We start from the raw sequence: 24,514 nt of genomic DNA, 5'->3' as shown, positions 1-24,514 counted from the left end.
CTCAATTTTTAGTATGTACGTTTATACCTTACCTTACAAGTTTAGATTTAGAAATACTTCACTATTACCATGCTTGTTTTTGTCTTTTTCGCACTTTTTGAATATTAATATTACTATTGTACTGAAATTTGATTAGAAAGACTGAAATACAAAATTAAATAAATGATACATACTTAGATAGAAAAGGGTATACTTAGATAGAAAAGGGGGCATAAATGGGGCTAGGTAGTGTACGCATCAGAGTTGTAACAAGTAGGGATGAAATTTCCAGCCTGGGGGCAGAGGAAAAGGCAGTACACCTTGCTTTTAGACCTTCGGACCGAGATCTTTTTAGTCTGGTCAAGACATGTCCTGGGATTGAACTACTCCAGCTTCCCGCGTCTTCCTATGAAGGGCTCTCCAAATTTATCAGGATGTATCTCGCTTCTTCAGGTATTCATCTGGTAAAAGGGGATGTCAGCGGGCACTGGCATGATCTTAATAATTACTTTGTGATACCCGCTTATGTGCTTGAAAAAATAAACGAACTGAAAGTCCAGGGAAGAACAGATGAAGAAATAATAGGTGAGATTACACATATAAGAAAAATTAGCCCTGATATGATTCTTCACTTACTTCACAGTTCTTTTCTAACTTCAAGCCCTGAGCAGCCGCGAATGAACAAAATTTAGATAAAAATTCCGGCTTTTCTTCAGGAGGATTTACAGACGTTTCCACCATTTTTTTGAGGCTTTCTGTTCTTCTATCTGCCTTAACCCCTCTGATGCCAGTTTGTGCTGCATTTTATATTTCCGGTTTTCCTCACTAACCCTGGAAAATGCTTCCTCTTTACTTGCAAGGGTTCCTTTTAACTGTTTTATAAACTCTTCTTTTTCTCTAAGCTGAACTGCCAGTTTTTCTTCTCCTTCAAAAGCTGAGAGCTGCTTCTCAAGTTTTTTTATTTTTTCTTCGGCTGTAGCAAGCATAGTTTCCATAGTGTTTATTTTTCTTTCTTTCAAGGAAAGCTTCTCTTCAATTTTCCTCATCTCCCCAGCCCTTGTAATAACCTCTTCAGCCAGGGTCTTAAGGTCTTTATCTTTTATGGAAACACTTTTCTCAAGCTTTTCGATCTCTCTTTCTTTTGTTGAAATTTTTTCTGCAAGAATTTTTCCGCTTTCCGTTTTCTCCAGGAGTTTCTCAGTAAGACTCTCAGTCTCATCTTCTTTTTCTATGAGTCTGGACTCAAGACGTTTGGCTTCTTCACTTTTTATCGTAAACTTTTCCTGAAGTGCTTGGAGTTCCGAATCCTTCTCAACAAGAAGTTTTTCATGTACTTCAAGTTCTGTTCTCAGCTTGCCGACTTCTTTTTCCCAGTCTGCAGTCTGTTGGTCAAATTCTTTTATCTTCTGGATTTTTTCCTCAAGTTCAGCTTCCAGGTTTCTCATTTCTATCGACTTGCTATCTGGGTTATTTCCATAAGTATACAGCTCTTTTTCTTCGGAACGGAGCTCGATCTGCCCCCTGGTGTTTTCACAAATCTCAGCCCAGGCAAGGATGGAAGCTATAGGAGTAACTCTCTTAAACACGGGGTCACCTTTCCTGCAGCCATAAACTTTGCTGGCAATATAACCTTCCAGAGTATCAAGGCCAAGGTTAGGGTCTCCCAACTTCGAGTTTGTCGCATTTCCTTTCTTTACCTTTCCATTGTTTTCCTTTATACAATTGACAGCTTCGGTAAAGATTTCCCAGGGAAGAAATGGTTCTTTTTTCAGGTTGTCAACATAGACTCCATCCGTTTCGGCTCGGGCTTCAAAAAACTGTTTCCTGCTCATCAGCGGAATCTTTGCCGGATTTCCTTTTTTATTAAACTGACTCTTTATTTTTGAGATAACAGGATCTTCCATGCATGAGCCTCTTCAAACGATATCTGAAGTATATTGAACATAGCATTTTATAAAAGTTGTGTGATTCTTGATCTTTCTTAAGCTAACGAGGCTTTTTTGAAAAGAATAAGCTTGGCTTTCTTCAGAACAAAACTACTTTAAACAGGTATAAATCAAGTAAGTTCTATCCATTAAACGTGTAGCTTCCTTATAAATCTCAGCTTTTAATCTTTCAAATTGTTTGAACGATTTATATCAGCTAGGATACAATATATCTCTATTATCTTACTAAGATAACTTTGTATTCTTCTTTACTACATTGGAAGATTGTCTTTTTGTTTTTTAATTGCCAAATTGCTTCTTCTTTTATATCTGATGTATGATATCTCCTCAATTCAAATCTAAGTAGTTACGTTTGGCTCTTCACTTTTTCCAGTACTGCGATTTTGACATAGATTCATAGAGCTTGAACTTTGAATAAGTCCAAAACTAAGGGTTTTTTCAGGAAAAGAAAAATTAATTCTGGAACCTAAGTGATGGTAAGTAATTAAAAAGTCTACAATTAAAGAGGTCTATTATTCAAGAGGTTTATTATTCAAGAGGTTTATTATTCAAGAGGTCTATTATTCAAGAACCCTGTAGTTAAAGAAATCTGCAGTTATGCTGAAATTTTAATTTTTTAAAAACTCTTTTGAAACGGAAGAATAAAAAACTTTTCAATATTTTGTAACCCAATAATTTCTTTCATAACATTTGAATATCTATTGACTTCTTTTCTAATGTCTTCACTCTTAAAATTGCCCTAACCTGACAAAAATGAAATCATCTCAAACAAAATTCTGTATTTTTCTATGGGTTTTGTTCTTTACACGGCTGCAAAATCTCTCAAGTACTTCTTTAAATTTTCCTAAAAAAACTGTTCTACATATTGATTTTTGTTATTTAGATGAGATTCTTGCAAAAATAACTGAAAAAATGTGAATTTAAATTCTTTTTAAATGATTCAGGTAATTATAGAAAAATATTTAATGAAGAATTTTTTACTATCACATGAAAAAAATAGATACATCTGGAGGTTCAACTTTGAAAATAAGGGTTGTGAGTTCAAGAGAAGAAATCTTCACACTGAATCCAAATGAGAGAATAGTGCATCTGGCTTTTAGGCCTTCAAACAAGGATATTTTTTCACTGGTTGAGAACTGTCCTAAGATTGAAGTTATACAGCTTCCGAAATCTTACAGGCGTACTGTCTCAAAATCCATAGAAATGTTTCTTGAAATGCAGCGTATCCAGCTCATCGAGGGCGATGTCTGGGGCCACAGGAAGGACATAAACGAGTATTACCGTATTCCTTCATCAATAATTGAAGAAATAAGAGAGCTGAAAATTGAAGGTAAATCCACTGAAGCCATTGAGGAAAAGGTTTCAAGGGAAAGCAAACTTAACCCTGAGATGGTTGCTTACATCCTTAGAAAGGATGTCACGGCCTGAGAGGTTGAAGCAGTAGCTTTAACTTCTCCCTATTCCTTTCTTTTTTTGTTTTTATTGTCTATGTTTTATCCTTTTATGGCTCACTATTTCTTCGAAATTTGCTCTCTTTAAAATTTGAGTCTTTTATTATTATGATCTTTCCAACTTTTTTACGTTATCAACCTTTTAAATATTATTATTCCATAACTTTTAATACTTATAAAATTTTATTTTCTTCTTATTTATTACACTCTTCTATTTTCTCTGACAACGCTTTCGAATCTTTTGTAGAACTTAATAGTATAACTTAAATTAAATTGAAAAAGAATGCTTTCTGCTAAAAGTTTGATCAGGTAGAGGTAGAGCCTGACAGTAAATCTTTTAAAACTAATCAGGTTGGGGTAGAGTCTGACACCGAATCTTCTAATATTTTATTAAATAGGAGTATAGTCTGACACTGAATCTTCTAATACTTTTATTAGATAGGGCTAGAGTCTGACACTGGATCTTCTAAAATTTCATCAGATTGGAATAAGTTCTCAACTTTTTGCAATATTGAAATGTACTTATTTTCTATATTTTCCCACGAGTAATTTTGCAAAACAAACTCCATCCCGTTTTTACCCATAGCATTCCTCATTTCGTCTCTTGCCAGGAGAAGATCCAGGCATGCCTTAAACTCCTCATAGTTTTCATAGTACAGGCCGGCATTACCTCTGATACACTGACCCTTTAACACATCACATTTTCCATTTACAAGTACAGGAGTTTTACAGAGCCAGGACTCCAGCAGAACCATGGACAAACTTTCATACTTTGAGGGCATTACTAATAGTTTTGCCGCTTTAAGGCCGTCAAACTTGTCCTGCTCAGGGACAAAACCTAAAGAAAGAATATCAGGACTTTGAGGGATCTTCATAGTCTGTTTTCCAAGTAAAACGAGTTTTACAGAAGACGGCTTTTCCTCTTTATACCGGAGGAAATACTCGAATAGCTCATGACAACCTTTGGATTCGTCAACTCTTCCGACAAAGATAATGAAATTATCAAGATTATATTTCCGGGCAAACAAAGCTGCATTATTTCTATAAGGAATATCTATACCTACACCCACAACATCAGAAGGTATATTCGAAACCCTGAACTTTGAGGTGACAAAATTTTTCTCTTCTTCCGTATTAAAAATAAACCGCCTGGGGTATTTGAAGAGTGAATCGAATATTGACAAATAGATGGGAGGTTCATCATGTGCCGTAGGAACAAGCAGAGCTTTTTCTTTTACCTGTGGAAGGCCGAAGAAGGTAGTACAGTAAAGATAGGTAAAAAAGATAAAGCAAGTATAATCATCTTTAGCATTTTTTATATAATTTAAAAGATGTGTTGAATACGGGCCCTGCATTTTCATCCATTTAACTTCGTCTTCGTAGTCTGGATTATTTCCAAAAATTTTCTCAGAGAATTTATTAAATGCCAGTAAGTCTCTTTCATAATCAACCCGAAATCTCCTGACCCGCACTCCATTCAAGGTCTCAACTCCTGCAGGATATTCATTCCTCCAGGTTATGTAATCTACTGCACAGGTAGTTAACACTTCTACCTTACAGTATTTTGATAAATGTTCTGCTAAGAGCCTGCAGTGGAATTCGGCACCTCCATTAACTTCAAGGCCGTAACGCTGGACAACTAAGGCGATTTTCACTCTATCACCTTTTGAATATACTCTTTTAGCAAATTTTCCATGGTAGGTCTTTCAAAGTGTTTTAGTCTTTCTCTCTGTTTCCGGATGATTCTTTTTCTGAAAACTTCATCCTTTACTACAAGATTAATCATCTCTGCAATCTCATTACTTTTAAGTTTATTAATCAGAATTCCCGAGTCTCCGAGAGTGTCCGGGATTGCAGTACAATTATAAGCGAGAATGGGAGTATCAAAATACATACTTTCAACAAGCGGGACGCAAAAGGTTTCCCACTCACTCATGCACAGGAACACATCAGCCAGTTTATAGTAAGAAATCAGGTCATCCATCGAGACTTTTCCAGGAACATAAACATCTTTTAGCTTTAGCTTTCTAATTATCTCCTGCAGTTGATCAAGATAACTTTCGCAACCTTCGAAATTACCTATCAAAAACAAACGCGATTTTGGATTTATAAGCTTATAATATGAAAAAATTTTAAGAATAAGGTGCTGGTTCTTTTGAGGGATAACTCTTCCAACAAAAAGAAGATTCACATAATCATCGTCAAAATTCGACAAGATACTTTCATTCGGATTTTTATTGTAAACATTAAGGTCCAGTAAAAGTGGAAAAATTTCAGTGTTTTTAAACCCCAGGTTATTCAGCTCTAGCTGGGTATATCGAGAATTTGCCAGTGCCAGGTTTGTTATCTCTGGATATGAATTGAGCTCCTCTCTTCCCCTTACCAGTAAGTACTGGATGTAATCATTGATTCCGTAAAGATATTTTTCAGGCGTAATTCCGTGAAACCTTATTATTTTCTTATCCGGCAATTTTCTTACATAATTAGAGACATCGGAGCCTATTGAAAAGTGAAATATCAACACGTTGTCTTTTGAAGAGACTTTATCATATTCAAGATATTTTTTAGCATCCATTTCAGGGTGTATATTTTCAGCATATATCTGTGAGTCATAGCCCCATTTTCGAAGGGTTTTATTAATCTCAATAACCTCATTGCCTATTGCATCACCAGGACTAAAGGTTGGCAATATTTGATGAATTTCCATACTCAAGCCTCTTCAAGAAACCGTACATATTTTTCCACAATCCGATCCCAGTTAAAGTTCTCATATACATATTTTTTCCCATTTATAGCCATTTTTCTTCTTAACTGAGGATTCTTTAAGTAAAAGTTAACGCATCCTTCAAACTCTTCAAAATTCTCAAAGTACAATCCGGACCTACCTTTAATACAATGATCCTTTGTTACAGCGCATTCGGAATGAACCAGAACTGGGGTAAGACATAACCACGATTCCATAATTACTATTGAAAAACTTTCGTTAATTGAGGGTTGACAAAGAAGGCTTGCAGCAGCAAAGGAATCATACTTATCCTGTTTCTGAACAAAACCCAGGTCAAGAATGTCTTTTTTAAACTTTTCCGGAATACTGACCTCTCCGCTTCCTATCAAGACAAGCTTAAGCTCATTCCGATTCTTCTGTTTATACTTACAAAAAAAGTCAATTAGAAGAGGAGTGTTTTTACCTGGCTCCCGCCTTCCAGCGTAAAGAACGAAGTCATCATATATTCCGTATTTCTCCCGAAATCTCTTTGCTTCAAAAGAAATATTAGTATCTATACCTTCTCCTAGAATTATTTGCTTGCCTTTAATGTCAAATATCTTGTTTGCCAGTGTTGCTTCAGGTTCGGCATGGAATATCAGCCCTGCAGCGCTCTGGAACATGTTTTTGTAAATATCCATATATGCGTAGCTCTCATCGTGAAGACAGGGTATCAAAAATGATTTTTTTGGATGGACTTGAGACCCGTAATATGTAGTTCCGAACATGTAAGGTATGAACAGGAAGTAATCGTAGTCAGAACCGTGAGTCTCAAGATAGCGGTAAAGATCGTCGCTGTTAATCATTTCTTCGACATATATCTGCTCTTCTTTTGCCGAGACTTTCTGGTTACGCATCAATTTCAAGTTAATGCGATCAAATAACCTGGTATTCCTTTGTCGGACCTTGAATCTTCTAATTGTGACGTTATTCAGTTGGAATACTCCTTCTTCGTAATAATTGGAGCTCCAGTCAGAATTGAACTCTTTCACACAGGTAGTAAGGATTTCAACTTCAATCCCGTTTCTGGAAAGATTCTCAGCCGTGTTTTTACATTCACTCTCCGCACCGCCTGGGATCTCTCCATACCAGGGAACAACAAATGCAATTTTCATTAACACTGCTCCAAAGTTATCTCACAAACTTAAAGAAAGTAGAAAGCAGCCAGAATATTTGCTTATTAATGATTTCTTGTTACTGGCTTCCTTCACTTTTTCCCAATTACTGCATAGTCCTGAGCCCCATATAAGGCATCGTTTATCATGTCTATGTTTTGATTGGAGATCTCAATTATTGATTTATTCTCTTCTGCATCTTTGAGACCAGGAAGTTTTTTCAATCTCATTTCCGGAGGTACGGGAGACAAAAACTTCGTTTCGATATCTCGAAAACCTGCGGTGTTGACTAAAAACTTTAAAGTTTCCGGATGTACAGGTTTTACGTGAGAAAGGTCTATGTAAAAGTTAGCTAATGAGAACAATGAGAGAGGGTTAACTGTCTCGATAATTATGTAAAAACCGTACTTCAGTTTTTTATTGCAAAGGCTCAGCATATTAATAAGATACCTGGGACTGAGGTGTTCAACTACCTGACTTATAAAAATCCCATCGAGGCTTTTGTCCTTGATTTCTTCAAGGGTTTTTATAGCATCTTTTAACTCGGCGTTCAGACCCTTAGATTTACAGAAATTTATCATATCCTCATCAACATCAATTCCTCGAGCATTGATGCCTTTTTGTTTTGCTAATTCCAGAAATTCTCCTCGTCCACATCCAATATCAAGTACATTGGTGCAATTCTCAAAATAACCTATAAAGTTCATCTGATGCTGCAGAATATGTTCTCGTGAGCCACGGAACCTTTCTTCAAATACATAATAATTAATCTGAGGGTCAGCGCTGCAAGAGGCATTAATCTGAGTATTAGCACTTCCAGAGGTATTAGTCTGAGTATTGGCATTTCCGGATGAATTAATCTGAACATTAGATTTCCCTGATAAGTTGTTCTGAGCATTAGTCTTTCCGAAGGAGTTATTCAGGGCACTGGTCTTTCCTGAAGTATTGATCTGGGCATTAGCCTTTCCGGATGAATTAATCTGGGCGTTAGCCTTTCCAGAGGAATCTGTTCCCTGGTTCTCGAGTCCTTTCTGTATTCTGGATTCAAGTACTTTGTTAAGCCAGGCTTTACTCTCAAGATCCAGATTAACAGCAGAAATTATGGATTCGACTTCTTTCTTTATACTGCTGACAACTTCAGATTTTAGCTGTTCAGACTCAACTTTTAACTTTTCAGTTTCACTACTTAATTGCTCAATTTTTGATTTTAAGAGTCTGTTTTCGTCTTCGAGTTCTTCAATTTCCGATGTTAACTTCTCTACTTTATGAGAACAGGAGGCTGCTGTTTCCTTTGCATCACTGAGAACGCCGGCAAGGTTATAATTAAGTTGACTTTGTTTCTGGAATACGGGATCGACATAACGTCTGACTTCTCCGTGCACTAAATTTCGACCTTTTATCAAAAATGTGCCCAAAAGTGGACGATGAGAACTGATAGAATAGTTATCGTTACGAATATTATAATCCAAATTAATTATTCCGGGTTCTTGAGGACTTCTTGCCCTTGGGGAGACCTCTGAAAATACCTGTTCTATTTCTTCAGCACTCTTTGGATCCTCACTTTCTTTTCTTTCCCTTATGTTCTCACGAATTTTTTCCATAATCTCTTCAACATTTATTTCATCGTCTTTAATCTCGAATGTATTATCCACTTTTGATTCCTCTGACCTGCATTCGTCCGGGTTTTGCTCGACTTTTGCACTAATGTTAAGTAAAGGCTTATTAGTAATTTCCTGAAGCCAGAAACAGCCTTCCTGCACGAGGTCAATTTGTAATTGGTATTCCCCGTACTCTTGAGGAGCGACGATATCTACTTGAAGATCCCGCTGTTCTTTAGAATTTAAAGCAGGTAGTATTTCAGTCCTGAGCCCATCAAAAACTTCACAGGTATTATCAGTTTTCAACCAGTGATAAGAGATATGCACAGGATAAGGAGGTAGAGATACAAGCCGCTCTTTTCCGTTATTCTTAAGAGTTATGTTCAACTTGAACTTTTTATTTGAGAAAGTATTAATTGAATCCTTTTCCGATAGAGCTTCTACGTTCACTCCTTCACAATCAAGTTTTTTGGGAGATAATAACTGAACAATCCGATTTCTGTCAAGATCTTCAAAAGAGCTTACAGCAAGGATAGTTCTGGCATTATTGTACTCTTCCGAGCTAAATGAATTGGTGAGTGAACCTGCTAAATCTTGAGAATCGTTTACCCATGTCAGTATATGTGAAAAATATTTATTTAAGTTGAGGAAGAGGCTTTGAGGAGTTTGTTCATTGACATGTCTCAGATCCTCATAAAAAGTCCTGGGATTTTCTGGAATGTAAAGCCCAATAGACTTTGCTATCTTTCGTTTTGCTTCATAAGTATACTGATAGTACAACTTATTAGGGTGAATATATGTAATGAACAAACCGTTTTCTTTAAGGAGTTCAGCGATTTTTAAAATAATTAACTCAAGCTTATCCTCTGGAGTACGCTCAATTAGATCAGTTGCAATAATTATATCATATTTCTTATTAAATTTGTGATTTAAAAAATTATCCTGAATAAATTCCAGATTTTTGATCGGTTTATCGGCCAGGTATGTGGCTTTTGCCTTCCGAATCGCAGAAGAGGAGTCGTCAATTCCTGTTACGTGAGCTCCAGACCTTGATAAGATGTAGGAGAGTTCTCCTCTTCCGCAGCCCACATCCAGTATATTCATGTCTTTATTCGGATTAGCGAGACAAGAAATGGAAATTAAACGAGAATCTTCAAATTCTCTACCTTTATACCTTTTATAAGAATCAATAATATCTTCCAGATTCGAATTCTCTTTATTCAGACCCTCTACGAACATATGCTTAGCTGAGCTTTTGGTTTTAATCAGTAGTTCGCCTGCATAAGAAGGAATCGTTATGGAAAACTCGATAACATCCTTATATTTGTTTAAAAAATAAGTCGCACTTAATAAGTTTTCATCAGACCAGAAGTAACCGTCAACCAGGATCCATTTTCCTTTTTCCAGTGCCAGCTCCAAATCATGGAACGTACTATCTCCATCTTTCTGGCCGTTAATATGAATAAGGTCATAGAAATCTCCAGGTAATGTAGTCATTGACCGACTATTGGCTAGCAAAAATTCAGCCTTGTAATTTTTTGTGATTTCTTTGGCCCAGTTATCCGCTCCTTTACTTCCTTCAAGAGCATTCAAACCATTGTCTATTCCAAGATAAGTTGCATTTTCTGAAGCCTTAAGAAAAGTTATTGCACTATAACCATACCCGACTCCGATCTCCAGTATAGATGTTGGACGGATCATTTTTGCAACTGCAAATTTCATGCGGTAATAATCAATCCATTCGTTGAATAGATGTGAAAATTTATCCCCAGGAAATACATAATTCCTGAAATCGTAGTTAGTACGGTTATAAATAGAGATTAACTCATCCAGCATACTCTGTTCTCCAGAAAGCAATTTATTAACATGAGCAATTAACAGTTTATATATTACTTTTCACAAGTGAACACTAGTACAATGACAATTTGGTTCATTTTTGATATTTCATAAGTGAGTACTATTAAAATAATAATTTGATTTAGATTGACCTATCCCAGGATTATTTCACTTTTCAATTTCTTTTAATCCTAGGATAGCATGTCTATTTTCCGCTGACCTCTTACGTGGAGAAAAAAATTAGTTATGTATGCAAAAATACTCTATGTCTCTACCTGATATATTTATAATCCTTTACTAAGTCTTTCATTTTTTACTAAATCTTTCATTTTTTACTAAATCTTTCATTCTTTACTAAATCTTTTATTTTTTGCCAAATCTTTTATTTTTTGCCAAGTATTTCATTCTTTATTAAGCATTTCATTCTTTACCAAGTCTTTCTTGAATTTCTATTTTTGGTTTCATATTGAAAACTCCAGAATAGACAATTGCATTACTATTAGGAATTACTTTCAATACCTCTATATCGTGAGCCATGAGCAAATATTCTTCAAAAGCATCTCTTCCGTATCCTTTATTTGCCACACCGACAGAGAATGAATAATCTCCTGCCGAGAGAGGAAATAAGAATTCCCAGGTTAGTTCTGCAATCTGTCCTTTTTTTAGAGTAAAAGTTTTAATGCCACTACAATATGTATTTGTTTCAAATACTGACACACCCAGGTTGTTTCTAACATGAAGACCAAAGTGAGGATCGGATAATTCTTTCAAGGCCTTAACTTGATATATAACTTTAACTACCTGTTCACTCTCAATGTGCAATATTTCCTCATTTTTTGAGTTCAGGACTTTAAAGGAGAGAAGTTCAACTTCTCCTGTTGAAGCGCTTGGGTTTTTGTGACCTGTATGGTCATCTGTTATTTCATTTACTATTACCTCGGTATTTCCCATATGTGATTTACTCAAAATTATTCCATGGTAATAATCAATTATATCTTTTGGGTCGCCGGAACTGATTATATGACCATGGTCCAGCAGTATTGCCGAATCACATATTGTTTTCACAGCGTTCATATCATGAGATACAAAAATAATAGAGCCACCGTCATTTTTAAACTCTAATATTTTTCTCATACATTTTTGCTGAAAATATGCATCTCCTACTGACAGCGCTTCATCGACTAAAAAGCATTTTGGTTCTGCATGCATTGCTATTGAAAACGCAAGTCTCATAAGCATACCCGACGAGTACGTTTTGATCGGGTCATAAATAAATTCTCCAAGCTCTGTAAAATTAATGATGTCATCTTTTTTTCTTTCAATTTCGTCTTTATCCATTCCTAGAAATGTCCCGTTCATGAAAATGTTTTCAAGACCTGTAAGTTCATGATCAAAACCCGTTCCAAGCTCAAGCAAACCGGTAATTTTTCCATCTACTTTTATAGAACCCTCATCAGGAAGCAAAACACCGGAAAGTATTTTCAATAAAGTAGATTTGCCAGCCCCATTTTGTCCCACTATTCCGAGAGTTTTTCCTTCTTTGACTTCAAAAGAGATGTTTTGCAATGCATTTATTTCTCGGTGGTATTTCTTCCTGAAGATTTTCTCTTTTAATCTGTCAGCGGGTGAGTGATATGACTTGAATGTTTTTGAAACACCTGATACTTTGATCATTTTGTATTCACAACTTGTAATTTTTAATTATATAAAGTCTCGAACATCCTTTTCAAGCTTTTTGAAAGTAAAACCTGCACACAGCAGAATTGCAAAACTCAACAGGAACAGATACAGAATAGCCTCTAAGTCCGGACTCTGCTCATATATAAAGACACTATGGTAGGCATGAATAAATGTAAACGCAGGGTTATAGACCATAATCTCTTTGACGTATTCCGGAAGTATGTCATAAACATATACAATCGGTGTAAACCAGAACCAGAACTGAAGTACAATTCTTACAATCTCTCTTAAATCTCTTATAAAAACAACAAATATTCCTATGAAAAATCCAAGTGAATAGGCAAAGAACTGCTGTACCAGATATATTAACGGAACAAATAAGATTACAGGTTTTATTCCATATCCGCTAATTAGAAGTAAAAACAGGAATACTCCCATTGTCACGACAAAAGTGATACTTTCCGAAATAGCAATATAAAGAGGGAATGAAGAAAGATCAACCTTTACTTTTGTGATTATATGTTTTTTATCTAAATAAACAGTGGCCGTTCTTGATACCGTGTTTGAAAAAGCATTCCAGGCGACTACACCAGAGGTAAGATAAAATCCATATGCGTAAACCGAAGACGAGCCAGGCAAACGCGATCCCATAAGATTAGCAAATATAACGGTAAATATAAAAATATCTACAAGTGGATAAATGAAGTTCCACAAAGCTCCTAAGGTAGACCCGGAATACTTTTCAGTAATATCTCTTTTTGCTAATTCAAGAATTAAGCCTATATTCAAATTAATATCTCCTGATTATTACTTCGCCGGAATGACAGAGTATTGTATTTTTCAAGGAATAGTCTGGTTACCGGAAATTATCTCTCATAAAAACAGTTTTCTGGGGTAACATTATTTTTCATAGCATTTACAAAATTTGAGAGATCGAACAGAGCTGCTCTCTTAAAGCATTCGTTTCCATAGTTTGACGGGTTTTTCGAGATATTCTTTACTGCCCTGATTATATTTTGAGCATCTGCTTCCACAAACATACCGGTTTTTCCGTCGATTACCGTTTCCTTAAACCCACCCTCGTTTACAGCTACAACAGGTTTTCCACTTGCCATAGCTTCCACAGGTGTCATCCCGAAATCCTCGTCCATGGCAGTGCAGATAAAACCTCTACAACGGGAGTAAAGGTCAAGTAATTCCGTCTCTGAAACCTCACCAAGAACTTTTACGTTTTCAGGTAAATTGTCAAGGATATTTTTTGCGTAACTTTTTGCGTGATCTCCTTTGGAATATCCCCCAACAATGACAAGCTTTTCTTCGGGCATTTTCTTAAATGCCTCAATTTGAATCTCAACTCGTTTTTCAGGATAGAGCCGGTTTACTGAAAGCCAGAAATCACCGTACTCTTTACAGGTAAATTTTGAAGTTTCTACAGGGGGATAGATAACTTCAGCGTCCCTGTGGAAATACTTTTTGATTCTTGCTGAGGTATTTTTAGAGTTAGTTACGATTTTACAAACATGGGAAAGGTAGTATTCGGAAACTGGCCTGTGGAGCCTGACCCAAATCCTAAAGAAAATTGAAATCCAGATAGGTTGCCTGCTGATAAAAGTCTCGTAGAGGTCATAAAAAGCTCGTGTAGGAGTATGGCAGTAATACAGGTTGGGTTTGTGTTTCTTTGCTGCGAAATATGCCCAGTTACCTGAAAAAATGAAAAAATCATATTCCTTTGAAAAATCACAGGATGCAAATTGAAAAGATGCGGAAATCTGCTTCAGAGGAGGTACTTTTGGGGTTTTCCCCAGGCTGATTATATGTATATCGGAGTACCCCATCTTTTTTACGGACTCCATGTTCAAGTCAGTAGTGATAACATCGGCATTGAAGTATTTTGCAAGCATGAGAACAAGTTTTTCTCCGCCGCCAATGGCTCCGAAATAATCATGAAATATGGCTATTTTCATCGATTTCTCACTTTTTCAGGGGGTTTTAACAAATGTAGATAAAAAGCTAATAAAATTATATGTGGCCATTCAGTTGTCACATTCAGTTCAATGCACATTCAATTCACATTTAATTCAGTGCACATTCAACTCACATTCAATTCAGTGCACAATCAGTTCAATGCACATCAGTTCAATGCACATCAGTTAAATGTCAATACCTCGTTTTTCTAGGAGTGGGGTAATTACTGTATTGGGTTTTATAATCTGAAGCTTCCTATCTATCCTTAAATTACCAGTACAAAACTTATCTGTGTATCTGATTTCTGATTAATAGCACAGGGTTTCCTGTAAGATTTCAACAATCCATTAAGCTCAACGATTATAAATATATTGAAAATTGTATCTCAACAGTAGATATAGTAGATATAATACTTTCAGGTGAGATGGTTCATTAGTTATATATAATACTTCCCAGATGAAATGCCTCATTAGATGACGAAATAATTCATTAGATAGCAAGAGAGTTAGCCAGGTACTATAACAGTTAACTTTAACTTCATTTAATCACAGTTAACCTTCACTTCATTTAATCATAGTTAACCTTCACTTCATTTAAATATAGTTAACCCCACTTTATTTAAAAACAGCTAACCTTCACTTTAAGCTTCAGTTTAGTATTATTTGCCCTGTAATGAAATACTTTACTCTGAAGATTGGGATCCTTAAGCATCACTTTAGCGCTATTCATTTGTTTACTTTCTTTGTATATGATGTCTAACGGTGCAAATTCAATACTGAGGCTACAATTACAGTCTACGGTCATATATATTAAGAATGTCCATGTTATCACATATTATAAATATTCATATTATCAACATGTTAAGAATATTCATGTTATCAACATGTTAGGAATATCCATGTTATCAACACGTTAGGAATATTCACGTATCACATATTAAGAATATTCATGTTATTAACATGTTAAGAATATCCATGTTATCAACAAGTTCAATACTCACATTATTATTTAGATCTTAAAACAACCTTAAAGTTATTATATTAATTCAACTACTATCAAAGATTAAGATATTCAAAAGTTCAATGAATGCAAAAGTTAAAAACTAAAAGAGATGGTTACTACGAACAAAGGCATGGGATGTCCGGTGGCAAAACGGCCCGCTCATAATTTAAAATTCGGTATTATTTCTTTGACTGCAGTTATATTGATTGCTTTTCTCATGCGCATGATTTCATATTCTGCCGTTACTGCAAACGGAAGCATAAATGTTCTGGGATATGATAGTTTCTACCATATGCGGCGCATTTTATATACAGCTGTCAATTTTCCCCAGCCCCTTAACTTCGATTCTTATATCAATTACCCTAATGGTTTTGAAGTAGGGTGGCCGCCTCTTTTTGACTTCCTGGGTGCGCTGCTTGCAAATATCCTGGGGGGAGGTCACCCGAGTCTGTATACCACCGAGTTTGCAGGAGCTCTGCTGCCAGTGCTTCTGGGAGTTCTGGCAATAATTCCACTATATATAGCAGCTGCTTCGGTATTTGACCGAAAAACCGCACTTCTTGGGGCCTTGATTTTTGCAGTGATTCCAGCTCATGTTTACATTTCTCGGTTTGGAGCAGTTGACCATCACGTAGCAGAGACTCTCCTCTCAACTTCGGCTTATGCATGCTTCTTACTTGCTTTAAAGTGGGCAAGAGAAGGCTCTCTTTCCCTGGCCTCTCTCAAAACTATCTCTTCAGAAAAGAAACTAATAAAATCGTTAGCTCTTGCAGGAGTATCCGGACTATTCTTTGCACTTCTGATTTACACATGGATAGGAGCCCCGGTGTTTGTAAGCTTTATTGTATTCTACGCATTCATACAGACCACACTCGACCTTAAGGCCGGGAAAAGCTCAGCCTATCTTCTTATATGTTCTACTGTGACCCTTCTTGCAACACTTATCTTTACCATTCCCCTGTCAGCAGAGTCCTTGCGTCCAGGTCTGGAAATGAGTGCAATGTATGTTTCCTGGTTCCAGGTGTTCTATATGCTCATCATGATAGCCGGAACCTTAATCCTCTGGGGATTTTCCTTATATATCTCGAAAAAAGATCTGGACTGGAAGTACTATCCAGCTGCTTTAATACTGGTTTCTGTAGCAGGGCTTTTATCTCTTAGAATTTTTTCCGCCGAATCCTATTCTTTCATAATTGAAGGAATGAACTTCTTCCTCGGAAAAGGTGAATATATAGGCACGATTTCCGAAGCCCTGCCAATGTTTTTAACTGCACAGGGAAAACTTACTTTTTCTCCAGTACTGGGAAGTCTCGGGCTTTGTTTCCTTTCTACTCTGGGAGGCTTTTTCCTGCTTGGCCTTGAGTGGAAAGGAGAAAAAGCAAAGCCAGAAGGGGTGTTTTTCCTTTTATGGTCAGTCTTTTTCGCATATTTAACGTTATCTCAGAGGCGTTTTTCATATCTGTTCGCAGTAAACGTCTCAATCCTGACTTCATACTTCCTCTGGGTTTTACTTCAATCTTTTAACTTTGAGACCGAAGTAAGAAAGCTGGTAAAATCCGGTTCCATTTCCGAGAAAAATACCGTGCCTGCACTTAAGGCAGGAAAAGAAGTGAAGTCAAAAACAAAATCAAAATCGAAAACAAATAATTCTTCAGTCTCAAAAAATAATTCTCAGCCCGACTATTTTAAAATTGTTTCATCCCTAATACTGCTAGGGCTTGTGTTTATCCCCTGCACATGGGCAGGACTTGCTTTCGCAAAAGATCAGGGCGTGATTGATCCTGTATGGAAAGATTCTCTGACATGGCTTGGAACTTCGAGCCCTGAAACTTCTTACTACCTTGATCCGTCCGGAACTCCCGAATATGGAGTTTTGAGCTGGTGGGATTACGGAAACTGGATCGTTTACCAGGCTAAAAGACCTGCAGTTTCAAACAATTTCCAGACTGGCGTAGACGATTCTGCACATTTCTTCACGACGGCCTCCGAGGAAGAAGCAAAGGCAATTATGGAAAAGCTCAAAGTAAAGTATGTAATAACCGACAATCTGATGGCGGGCGGTAAGTTTGGGTCCATTGTCGAACTCGCAGGCGGGGACATAAGCAAGTACCTAAATGTTCAAACCGTCAGTGGAAATGGTGGGTTTCGAACCGTTGCAACTGCTAAAAAGGAATACACGGAAACCGAAATATACAAACTTCAGCAACTTGACGGGTCAAATCTCGGAAACCTCAGGCTTGTCCATGAAAGTACTGCTTCTGTGGAAGATAATGACACGACCGGTGATGTAAAGATATTCGAGTTTGTCCCCGGAGCCAGGCTTTCAGGCACTGCAGACCCAGGACAAAACATTACTGCGACCCTTGAGCTTAGCTCGAACACAGGCCGAAAATTCACATATCAAAATGAAGTAACATCAGACAAAAACGGTTCATTTGAAATAACCGTACCTTACTCGACCGAAAATAAGGCAGGAGGAGTCAGTGCTCTATCGACTTATTCCTTGAATGCAGGAGGGAATGCCACAACCTCAGAAATCAAGGTAACGGAAGATGATGTACTGAAAGGAAATAGGGTAGAGGTGAAAATTCCAGACTCAAAATAAGGATTTTCTGAGCCGGATTTTTAAAACGAAAATAGAAACTAAAATTTTTTAATAAATCAAAAGAGAAAAAGGATTTTTTTCATTCTTTTTTCTTCCCTTTATTGTTTCTCAAACAGGCTTTACTTAATATCTTGAAAAGACATTTTCAGCGGGTAGAGATAAAGCTGTAAGACCTCATTCTCCCACACTTTCTACTCCTACGGCACTCAGGAACCTTTTCACTACGGCTTCATTAACCAGCCTGAGTAATGTCTGCCGGTCTTTTGTAGCGCTGAAAACTCCAAGAGGAATCTGGGCTCCTGCTGCATTTGCGTGTCCACCGGCATCTTCTCCGAAAGCCTGGCGCATAACTTCACCGAGGTTAATTCTTATATCGTTGCTTCTCCCGGAGATATAAATGCGGTCTTCGGTAACCCCAAAAACTACGGTTGTAGAGATCCCCTCAAGGCTCAAAAGATAATCTGCAGCTTGCGGAAGTGTATCTCTATCTCTTATGTTCCCGACATTCGAGAGAAGATAACTTCCAAGCACCTGCCGGTTTCTTATGGCTTCTCCGAGCACTTCAAGGGTTTCGATGGCCATTGAAGGCTGCTCAAGCTGATCAAGAATTCCGTGGTTCGAAAGGGGGTAAAGGTACGAAGCAGCTGAAAGATCTGCTGGGTCGGTCTTTCGCTTGAAATCCTGAGTATCAGTCCGAATTCCATAGAGCAGGGCTGTTGCCAGGGTCTTGGAGATGTTAATATTGAGCTGCTGGAGGTACTTTGTCATTATAGTAGCCGTTGCCCCGAAATTAGGCCGGATATCTATGTACTCAGCCTTTATCTCGGTTTCTCCTGGTGGGTGATGGTCAATTACAATACCCACAAACGAGTTGGGAGGAACCATATTGTTAACGCCGGGAATAGAACAATCTATCAAGGCAATTTCATCGTAGCCTTTGAGGCCGTTTTCTTCCATCTTGCCGAGATCAATCCCTAGAAGGTTTACAAAGGCCTTGTTTTCCTGATGCCCTATTCTGCCATGGTAGAGGATGTTTGCCTCAACCCCAATGCTCTTTGCAATCTCTTTCAGGGCCAATCCACTCGAAATAGCATCCGGGTCAGGGTTATCGTGAATTACAATAGCAAGTCTTTTGTCCCTTATCCCTTTAAGCCACCGAGCAAGCCTGTTACCCCTGTGAACCGATTCTGCCCTCTCAAGGGAGCGGGAAAGGGAACTTGCAACAAGTTTGGAAGGCATAAAGACATAATCTGCTCCAAGATCTTCCATTTTCTCCTTGTTTATAATATCTGAGGCGCGAGAAAAGAGTTGAACATCAGGATTAATTGCCTTTTTGAAATTCTCAATGCCCTTTCTGTTAGCCTCATTATTGGAAGTCAGGAAAAGTATAACAACAACATTTTTAAGGTCAATCTTATCGACAAGTTCAGGGTCTGAGATATCGCCTACAATCGCCTCAAAGCCTTCTTCCCTGAGAGTCTCAACCTTAGCTTCGTCTTTATCTACAATAATCACGAGCTTATTGCTTTCCCTGAGCTCTTTTGCAAGTGCAAAACCGACACTTCCACTTCCCAGAACAAGGTATCTGGGTTTGACTGTACTTTTAAGATTGCTATCCGCATCTTTTGATAAGTTAAGCAAAAATAGTCCTCCCTGTTTTGTATAAGTCCAGACAAGTGTAAAGGAAAGCAAACATTTGATCAGAATCCTACCTATTTACATTTTACTGCAGCTAATTAACCGTAAAGTTAACTGCAGTTTTTGGACTGTTTTTCTTGCTGATTAGATACTCTTATGAAATTGAGTTTTATATACTGTACTCTTAAAGAAATAATATTCTTTTTATGGAAAATTCAAAAATTCCGGTATATTATGTTATATCGGAATGTAACATATATACTTAATAACATCAAATAGGTTTTCCTCGGTGTAGAAATATAAGAAATAAATTCCCTCAATTGCTCTGGGGGTATATAACAATTTCTATCTATAAGTCAGAGAATACTTATGTGAACGGGAAAGTTCAGTTTTTCATAGACAATTTGAAAGCTTAAGTGGTGGGCAAAGGAGACCACATGAAATAGTTAGTAGGTAATGGTTATGAAGTGCATCAGTTCTTTGAGGATGAAGGCGATAGACCGAAATTGCGAATGTCTTGGGCTTCTACCTGTCCAGTTAATGGAAAATGCAGGGGCCTTAATTGCACAGCACATAAGGGAAAAGCTTGAAAGCGGCAGGGTACTTTTTATTGCAGGCAGGGGAAATAACGGAGGAGATGCTTTTGTTGCAGCCAGGCATCTTGCAGGCTCTTTGGGATACATTGTAAACGTAGTACTGCTGGGAAAATCCAGGGATATAGGAACGAAAGAAGCTTTCCGTAACTTTTCCCTCCTGAAGTTCAGCCGTGTGAATATATTCGAAATAACGGATTCAAGCCAGCTTGAAGCTTCGGCTTCGGAACTATTTCAGGAAACTGATCTGCTCGTAGACGCGGTATTCGGAACCGGAATAAGTGGAAAGCTCAGAGAGCCCGAATCAACGGCTATCGACCTTATAAATCTTGAAGGAAAAGCCGGAAAAACTGTAATCTCGATTGATATACCCTCAGGACTAGATCCTGATGGTGGAGATTTTGAAAAAGCCGTGCATGCAGGGCTTACAGTTACTTTTCACCGTATGAAAATCGGGCTTTTGAGCGAGAAGGCAAAAGAATACACCGGAGTGATAAAGGTTGCAGATATCGGAATCTGTACTGACGCCGAGCAGTATGTTGGTCCAGGGGACCTCATGATGCTGCGCAGGCGGAAGTCAGAGGAGCACAAAGGGGATTCCGGAAAAATACTTGTTATAGGGGGAGGTCCGTACTCAGGCGCTCCGACTTTTGCAGCTCTTGCAGCCCTTAAGGCTGGAGCAGACCTTGTGACAGTAGCAGTTCCCGCACCTGTAGCCGAAATAGTAGCATCATATTCTCCTAACCTGATCGTCCGAAAACTCTCTTCAAATGTTCTCTGCCCTGATGATCTTTCAATCCTTCTGGACCTTATAAGTTCCCATGATGTAGTTGTAATGGGAATGGGGTTAGGGAGAGCGACAGAAACCCTGGAAGCCGTCCGAAAAATCATTCCTTTTTGCAGGAAAGCGGTTCTTGACGCCGATGCCCTCTCAGCTCTTTCAGGCACCATTTTTGAAAGCATTGCAGGCAACTGCGAACTGATAGTAACCCCGCATGCCGGGGAGTTTGCCCGCCTGAGAAATATGGAAACTCCTGAGAGCCTGGAAGCTCGTATTAAAGCTGTCAGGGAGTTTTCGGAAGAAAAAGGGGTTGTAACACTTCTCAAAGGAAAAATCGATATCATCTCAGACGGAAAACAAACCTTATTGAACAGAACGGGAAATCCGGGCATGACCGTAGGAGGTACAGGTGACGTCCTTGCAGGGCTTACAGGATCGCTTTTTTCCAGAAATCCAGCATTTCTCGCGGCAGCCTGTGCTGCGCATATCAACGGGACAGCCGGGGATCTGGCTTTTGAAAAGGCAGGAAACGGGCTGCTTGCAACGGATGTCCTGGAGAAAATTCCTGAAATAATTAAAATAGCCGAGATAGGGTAAAAAGAAGATTGTGTAAAAGAGATAAAGTAAAGTCTAAGTCTAAACACCATATATTTGCTTAATGGGGAGGAAATTTGTGTGGTACATGAAATTGAAAGGAAAATCGAGCTGGAAATCGAAAGAAACCGGATAAGAATTGCAATTTTTCACGGGGAAGATGAACAGGTCATAAAACTAAATCTTGAAGAAGCCAGCGAACTTAGAGAAGAGCTGGGTAAATTACTCGAAGACTATTCACAAAGAAAGCAAATAAGAATCGATTGATCCGAATTGACTGATCATAATTTACTGATCATAATTTACTGATCATAATTTACTGATCATAATTTACTGATCATAATTTACTGATCAGAGCCGATTGATCCTATAAAAGTTGCGTTGAAATACTAAATATGCATAGAACGCCAAAAAGCATTAAAAACGCCAGAAAAATCTATTGAACTGTTAAAAAGTATTGAACGGTCCAGAGAAATGGAATTGAAAGCCAGATTGGCTTGAACCAGACTAATCAAGCTTATATATCTGTGAAAAACGCGGTGATTTTGTGGAAAAGCAATTTACTCACATTGAGTCCGGCAGAGCGCATATGGTAGATGTCAGCGAAAAACGTGAGGTTTCGAGACTGGCGCGAGCTGCAGGGGACATTATACTTTCCGAGGAGACTGTAGAGAAGATAAGAACAGGAAATGTGGAAAAAGGGAATGTATTCGCCACTGCGCGAGTTGCGGCCATACTTGCAATTAAAAAGACCCCTGAGATAATTCCAATGTGCCACCAGATCCCTATCACTGCAATAGATGTGGATTTTGGGATCGGCAAAGGGATGATTTCAGTAGAGGTAAAAGTCAGGACTGTAGGAAAAACAGGAGTTGAGATGGAGGCTCTAACAGGGGTTTCAGCAGCTCTGCTGACAATATGGGATATGGTGAAATCAGCGGAAAAAGACGAAAGCGGGAATTATCCAAACACTTCAATACAAAATATCAGGGTGCTCGAAAAAATCAAAGGATAAAGCTCAGGGTAAGCCCATAAAAAATAAGCTTTTTAAAGGATGGAATATATCAAGACGGCAGACTGAGGTATATATCTTGAAAATTATAGGTGGACCAGCATCACAGTTACTTGCCAGCCGCACTGCCCGGGCTTTAGGGATAGAGCCTGTACTTTCCGAGTTTAATAGATTTCCTGATGGAGAACTTTATCTCCGAATAGCAGAAGATACCGAAAACGAGCGTGTGACTCTTATTCAAAGTATGCCTACTGATTCTGATTTTGTTTCCCTGATCCAGCTTATCGATGCCTGTGAAGGGGCAAAAGAACTCAATGTCGTGATTCCTTACATGGGATATGCCAGACAGGATAAGAAGTTCAAGCTAGGAGAGCCGATTAGTGCCCGCGCAATTGCCCGCTGTATCAGAGCTGACCGTGTCTTTACGATAAACATTCACGAAAAAAGTGTGCTTGAGCACTTCCCTGGCCATGCGGAAAACCTTGACGCAGCCAAACTTGTTGGGGAGCATATCGCAGGGCTTAACCTGGAAAATCCACTGCTCATTGCCCCCGATTCTGGAGCTCAAGGGCTTGTAAAGCGTGTTTCGTCAGGTCTGGGCTTTGATTATGATCACCTGGAGAAAACAAGACTCAGTGGAGATACTGTTGTAATCAAGACAAAGAATCTCGATGCAACGGGCAGGAACGTTGTCCTTGTAGATGATATGATTGCAACAGGAGGGACAATGGCTGAGTCTATCAAAATGCTCAGAGCTCAGGGAGCAGCAGATGTTCACATTGCCTGTGTACATCCTGTACTTGCAAGGAACGCAGCTTTAAGACTTTTCAACGCGGGCGTAAAGGATATCATCGGAACCGACACTCTTGAAAAAGGAGAGAGCAGGCTGAGTGTTGCTCCCCTTATTGCAGACGCTCTTAAAGGACTCTGATGAAAATAGTTTAATTTTATTACCGTTAACTATTTTTTATATTCTGTTGTTTTTAGTACTATGACTCTTCCAGAAGTCTGTCCACTTGATGAAAGCCAGACATGTAAAGGGCGGGAGTGCCACCTCTTCTGCCTTGAGTGGAGAACGAAAGAACCCACATGCCTTATAGGCTACGGCGTAACGAGTAAAGTTAAGTCAGGTAAAGCTGACCATAATAAGGATACCTATGCTGAGGATACTTTCCGAAAATTAGGTCGAGATCCCCTATCTAAAAGAAAAAACGTCTCTGAAAAAGGAGACTGGATCCCTTCAAGGCTCATAAAAAAGTCTCCTGAAAAACATGTTGAAAGGAAAGAAGAAAGTGTTACTAAGAGCCGGCACTTCCGGGAAACAACTGTAAGGAAGCCTAACCTAAATCCCGAGGTAAATCACGACGAAAGAACGAGAGAAAGATACGCTCTCAGCGACCCTGAAAAAGCTTCCATAAGGCTGGAATCCAGACTGAAAATTGAGTCGACTGAACAGAACTCGATAATCTATGCAAACACCCAGCCAAGAGTACAGGAAAATTCAAAGGCTCCAGAAAAAGTTATTTTAAGAGATAAGCATACAACAATCTTTGCACGTTCCGATACCGGTAAAAAAGATAACTCTTGCTTGCCAGGAAGAGAAGAGAAAGCAGAAAAGTCCCGTGAAAGCAGGGAAAAACGTAGAACTGATAAAGCAACGGAAATAGATCTTCCTGAAACTTGTGATGAAGACTTCTGGAGTTAACCGCCCTCAGCTCGAAAATGGCTGTTTTTCGAAATTGTTGAGCTACAACCGTTTCACTAACTAATCATACCTATCCATCATGACATTTTAGACTTAACAGTGGTTTTCGGTCAAGCCTTTTTTTAAAAGGCTTGTAATCATACCCCTCATGACACTTTAGATTTACAGTGGTTTTCGGTCAAGCCTTTTTTAAAAAGGCTTGCGGGCAAGCAGTTTTTTAAAAGGCTTGGCTAACAGCCCTCACGCTAGA

Annotated in this window: 17 protein-coding genes; 8 read left to right on the top strand and 9 right to left on the bottom strand. The window is 38.3% G+C overall.

Annotation, left to right across the window (positions count from 1 at the left end; genetic code table 11):
- Positions 1-215: 215 nt before the first annotated feature.
- The gene (locus MSBR3_RS15590) at positions 216-671 is read left to right on the top strand and encodes a DUF1699 family protein (RefSeq protein ID WP_048109103.1); all 456 of its coding nucleotides are present in this window, start codon (positions 216-218) and stop codon (positions 669-671) included.
- 30 nt (positions 672-701) lie between these two features.
- Here MSBR3_RS15590 and MSBR3_RS15585 read toward each other — a convergent pair whose 3' ends face one another.
- Positions 702-1,883, bottom strand: coding sequence for a coiled-coil domain-containing protein (locus tag MSBR3_RS15585; RefSeq protein ID WP_048109102.1), 1,182 nt, complete (start codon positions 1,881-1,883; stop codon positions 702-704).
- Between the two features lie 1,062 nt (positions 1,884-2,945).
- Between MSBR3_RS15585 and MSBR3_RS15580 the strand changes: the two genes are divergently transcribed.
- Positions 2,946-3,353, top strand: a complete 408-nt coding sequence (locus tag MSBR3_RS15580; RefSeq protein ID WP_048109101.1) for a DUF1699 family protein — start codon at positions 2,946-2,948, stop codon at positions 3,351-3,353.
- Positions 3,354-3,810: 457 nt separating this feature from the next.
- On the opposite strand, the gene MSBR3_RS15575 is transcribed toward MSBR3_RS15580, so the two are convergent.
- The 7 genes from MSBR3_RS15575 to MSBR3_RS15545 form a co-directional block, all read right to left on the bottom strand.
- Positions 3,811-5,031 (bottom strand): glycosyltransferase family 4 protein, encoded by a 1,221-nt coding sequence (locus tag MSBR3_RS15575; protein ID WP_048109100.1) that lies wholly within the window; start codon positions 5,029-5,031, stop codon positions 3,811-3,813.
- Positions 5,028-6,083: a glycosyltransferase gene (locus MSBR3_RS15570; protein WP_048109099.1), complete on the bottom strand. Its 1,056-nt coding sequence runs from the start codon at positions 6,081-6,083 to the stop codon at positions 5,028-5,030. Before MSBR3_RS15570 ends, MSBR3_RS15575 begins: the two co-directional genes overlap by 4 nt.
- A gap of 2 nt (positions 6,084-6,085) precedes the next feature.
- A complete protein-coding gene (locus MSBR3_RS15565) occupies positions 6,086-7,255 on the bottom strand; it encodes a glycosyltransferase family 4 protein (RefSeq protein ID WP_048109098.1) in 1,170 nt (389 codons plus the stop codon).
- Between the two features lie 92 nt (positions 7,256-7,347).
- The gene (locus MSBR3_RS19060) at positions 7,348-10,689 is read right to left on the bottom strand and encodes a methyltransferase domain-containing protein (protein WP_052723436.1); all 3,342 of its coding nucleotides are present in this window, start codon (positions 10,687-10,689) and stop codon (positions 7,348-7,350) included.
- 420 nt (positions 10,690-11,109) lie between these two features.
- Complete coding sequence (locus tag MSBR3_RS15555; protein ID WP_048109097.1) at positions 11,110-12,363, bottom strand: ABC transporter ATP-binding protein; 1,254 nt, start codon at positions 12,361-12,363, stop codon at positions 11,110-11,112.
- A 27-nt stretch (positions 12,364-12,390) separates the two neighbouring features.
- Positions 12,391-13,158, bottom strand: coding sequence for an ABC transporter permease (locus tag MSBR3_RS15550; protein ID WP_048109096.1), 768 nt, complete (start codon positions 13,156-13,158; stop codon positions 12,391-12,393).
- 77 nt (positions 13,159-13,235) lie between these two features.
- Complete coding sequence (locus MSBR3_RS15545) at positions 13,236-14,333, bottom strand: glycosyltransferase (protein WP_048109095.1); 1,098 nt, start codon at positions 14,331-14,333, stop codon at positions 13,236-13,238.
- A gap of 1,112 nt (positions 14,334-15,445) precedes the next feature.
- Here MSBR3_RS15545 and MSBR3_RS15540 point away from each other — a divergent pair.
- Complete coding sequence (locus MSBR3_RS15540) at positions 15,446-17,941, top strand: oligosaccharyl transferase, archaeosortase A system-associated (RefSeq protein WP_230627540.1); 2,496 nt, start codon at positions 15,446-15,448, stop codon at positions 17,939-17,941.
- Positions 17,942-18,115: 174 nt separating this feature from the next.
- Here the strand turns inward: MSBR3_RS15540 and MSBR3_RS15535 are convergent, their stop codons facing one another.
- Positions 18,116-19,582, bottom strand: coding sequence for a DHH family phosphoesterase (locus tag MSBR3_RS15535; RefSeq protein WP_048109093.1), 1,467 nt, complete (start codon positions 19,580-19,582; stop codon positions 18,116-18,118).
- A 459-nt stretch (positions 19,583-20,041) separates the two neighbouring features.
- On the opposite strand from MSBR3_RS15535, the gene MSBR3_RS15530 reads away from it, so the two are divergent.
- The 5 genes from MSBR3_RS15530 (at position 20,042) to MSBR3_RS15510 (ending at position 24,264) form a co-directional block, all read left to right on the top strand.
- The gene (locus tag MSBR3_RS15530) at positions 20,042-21,550 is read left to right on the top strand and encodes a bifunctional ADP-dependent NAD(P)H-hydrate dehydratase/NAD(P)H-hydrate epimerase (RefSeq protein ID WP_048110616.1); all 1,509 of its coding nucleotides are present in this window, start codon (positions 20,042-20,044) and stop codon (positions 21,548-21,550) included.
- Between the two features lie 78 nt (positions 21,551-21,628).
- Positions 21,629-21,814 (top strand): hypothetical protein, encoded by a 186-nt coding sequence (locus tag MSBR3_RS15525; protein ID WP_048109092.1) that lies wholly within the window; start codon positions 21,629-21,631, stop codon positions 21,812-21,814.
- 280 nt (positions 21,815-22,094) lie between these two features.
- Entirely contained in the window at positions 22,095-22,562 is a 468-nt protein-coding gene (gene moaC / locus MSBR3_RS15520; protein ID WP_048109091.1) for a cyclic pyranopterin monophosphate synthase MoaC, read from the top strand.
- Between the two features lie 76 nt (positions 22,563-22,638).
- Positions 22,639-23,490: a ribose-phosphate diphosphokinase gene (locus MSBR3_RS15515; RefSeq protein WP_048109090.1), complete on the top strand. Its 852-nt coding sequence runs from the start codon at positions 22,639-22,641 to the stop codon at positions 23,488-23,490.
- A 60-nt stretch (positions 23,491-23,550) separates the two neighbouring features.
- Positions 23,551-24,264, top strand: coding sequence for a hypothetical protein (locus MSBR3_RS15510; protein WP_048109089.1), 714 nt, complete (start codon positions 23,551-23,553; stop codon positions 24,262-24,264).
- Positions 24,265-24,514: the final 250 nt, after the last annotated feature.

It is taken from the genome of Methanosarcina barkeri 3, from assembly GCF_000970305.1.
Lineage (GTDB): Archaea > Halobacteriota > Methanosarcinia > Methanosarcinales > Methanosarcinaceae > Methanosarcina > Methanosarcina barkeri_A.
This window is presented reverse-complemented; position numbering and strand designations above follow the sequence as displayed.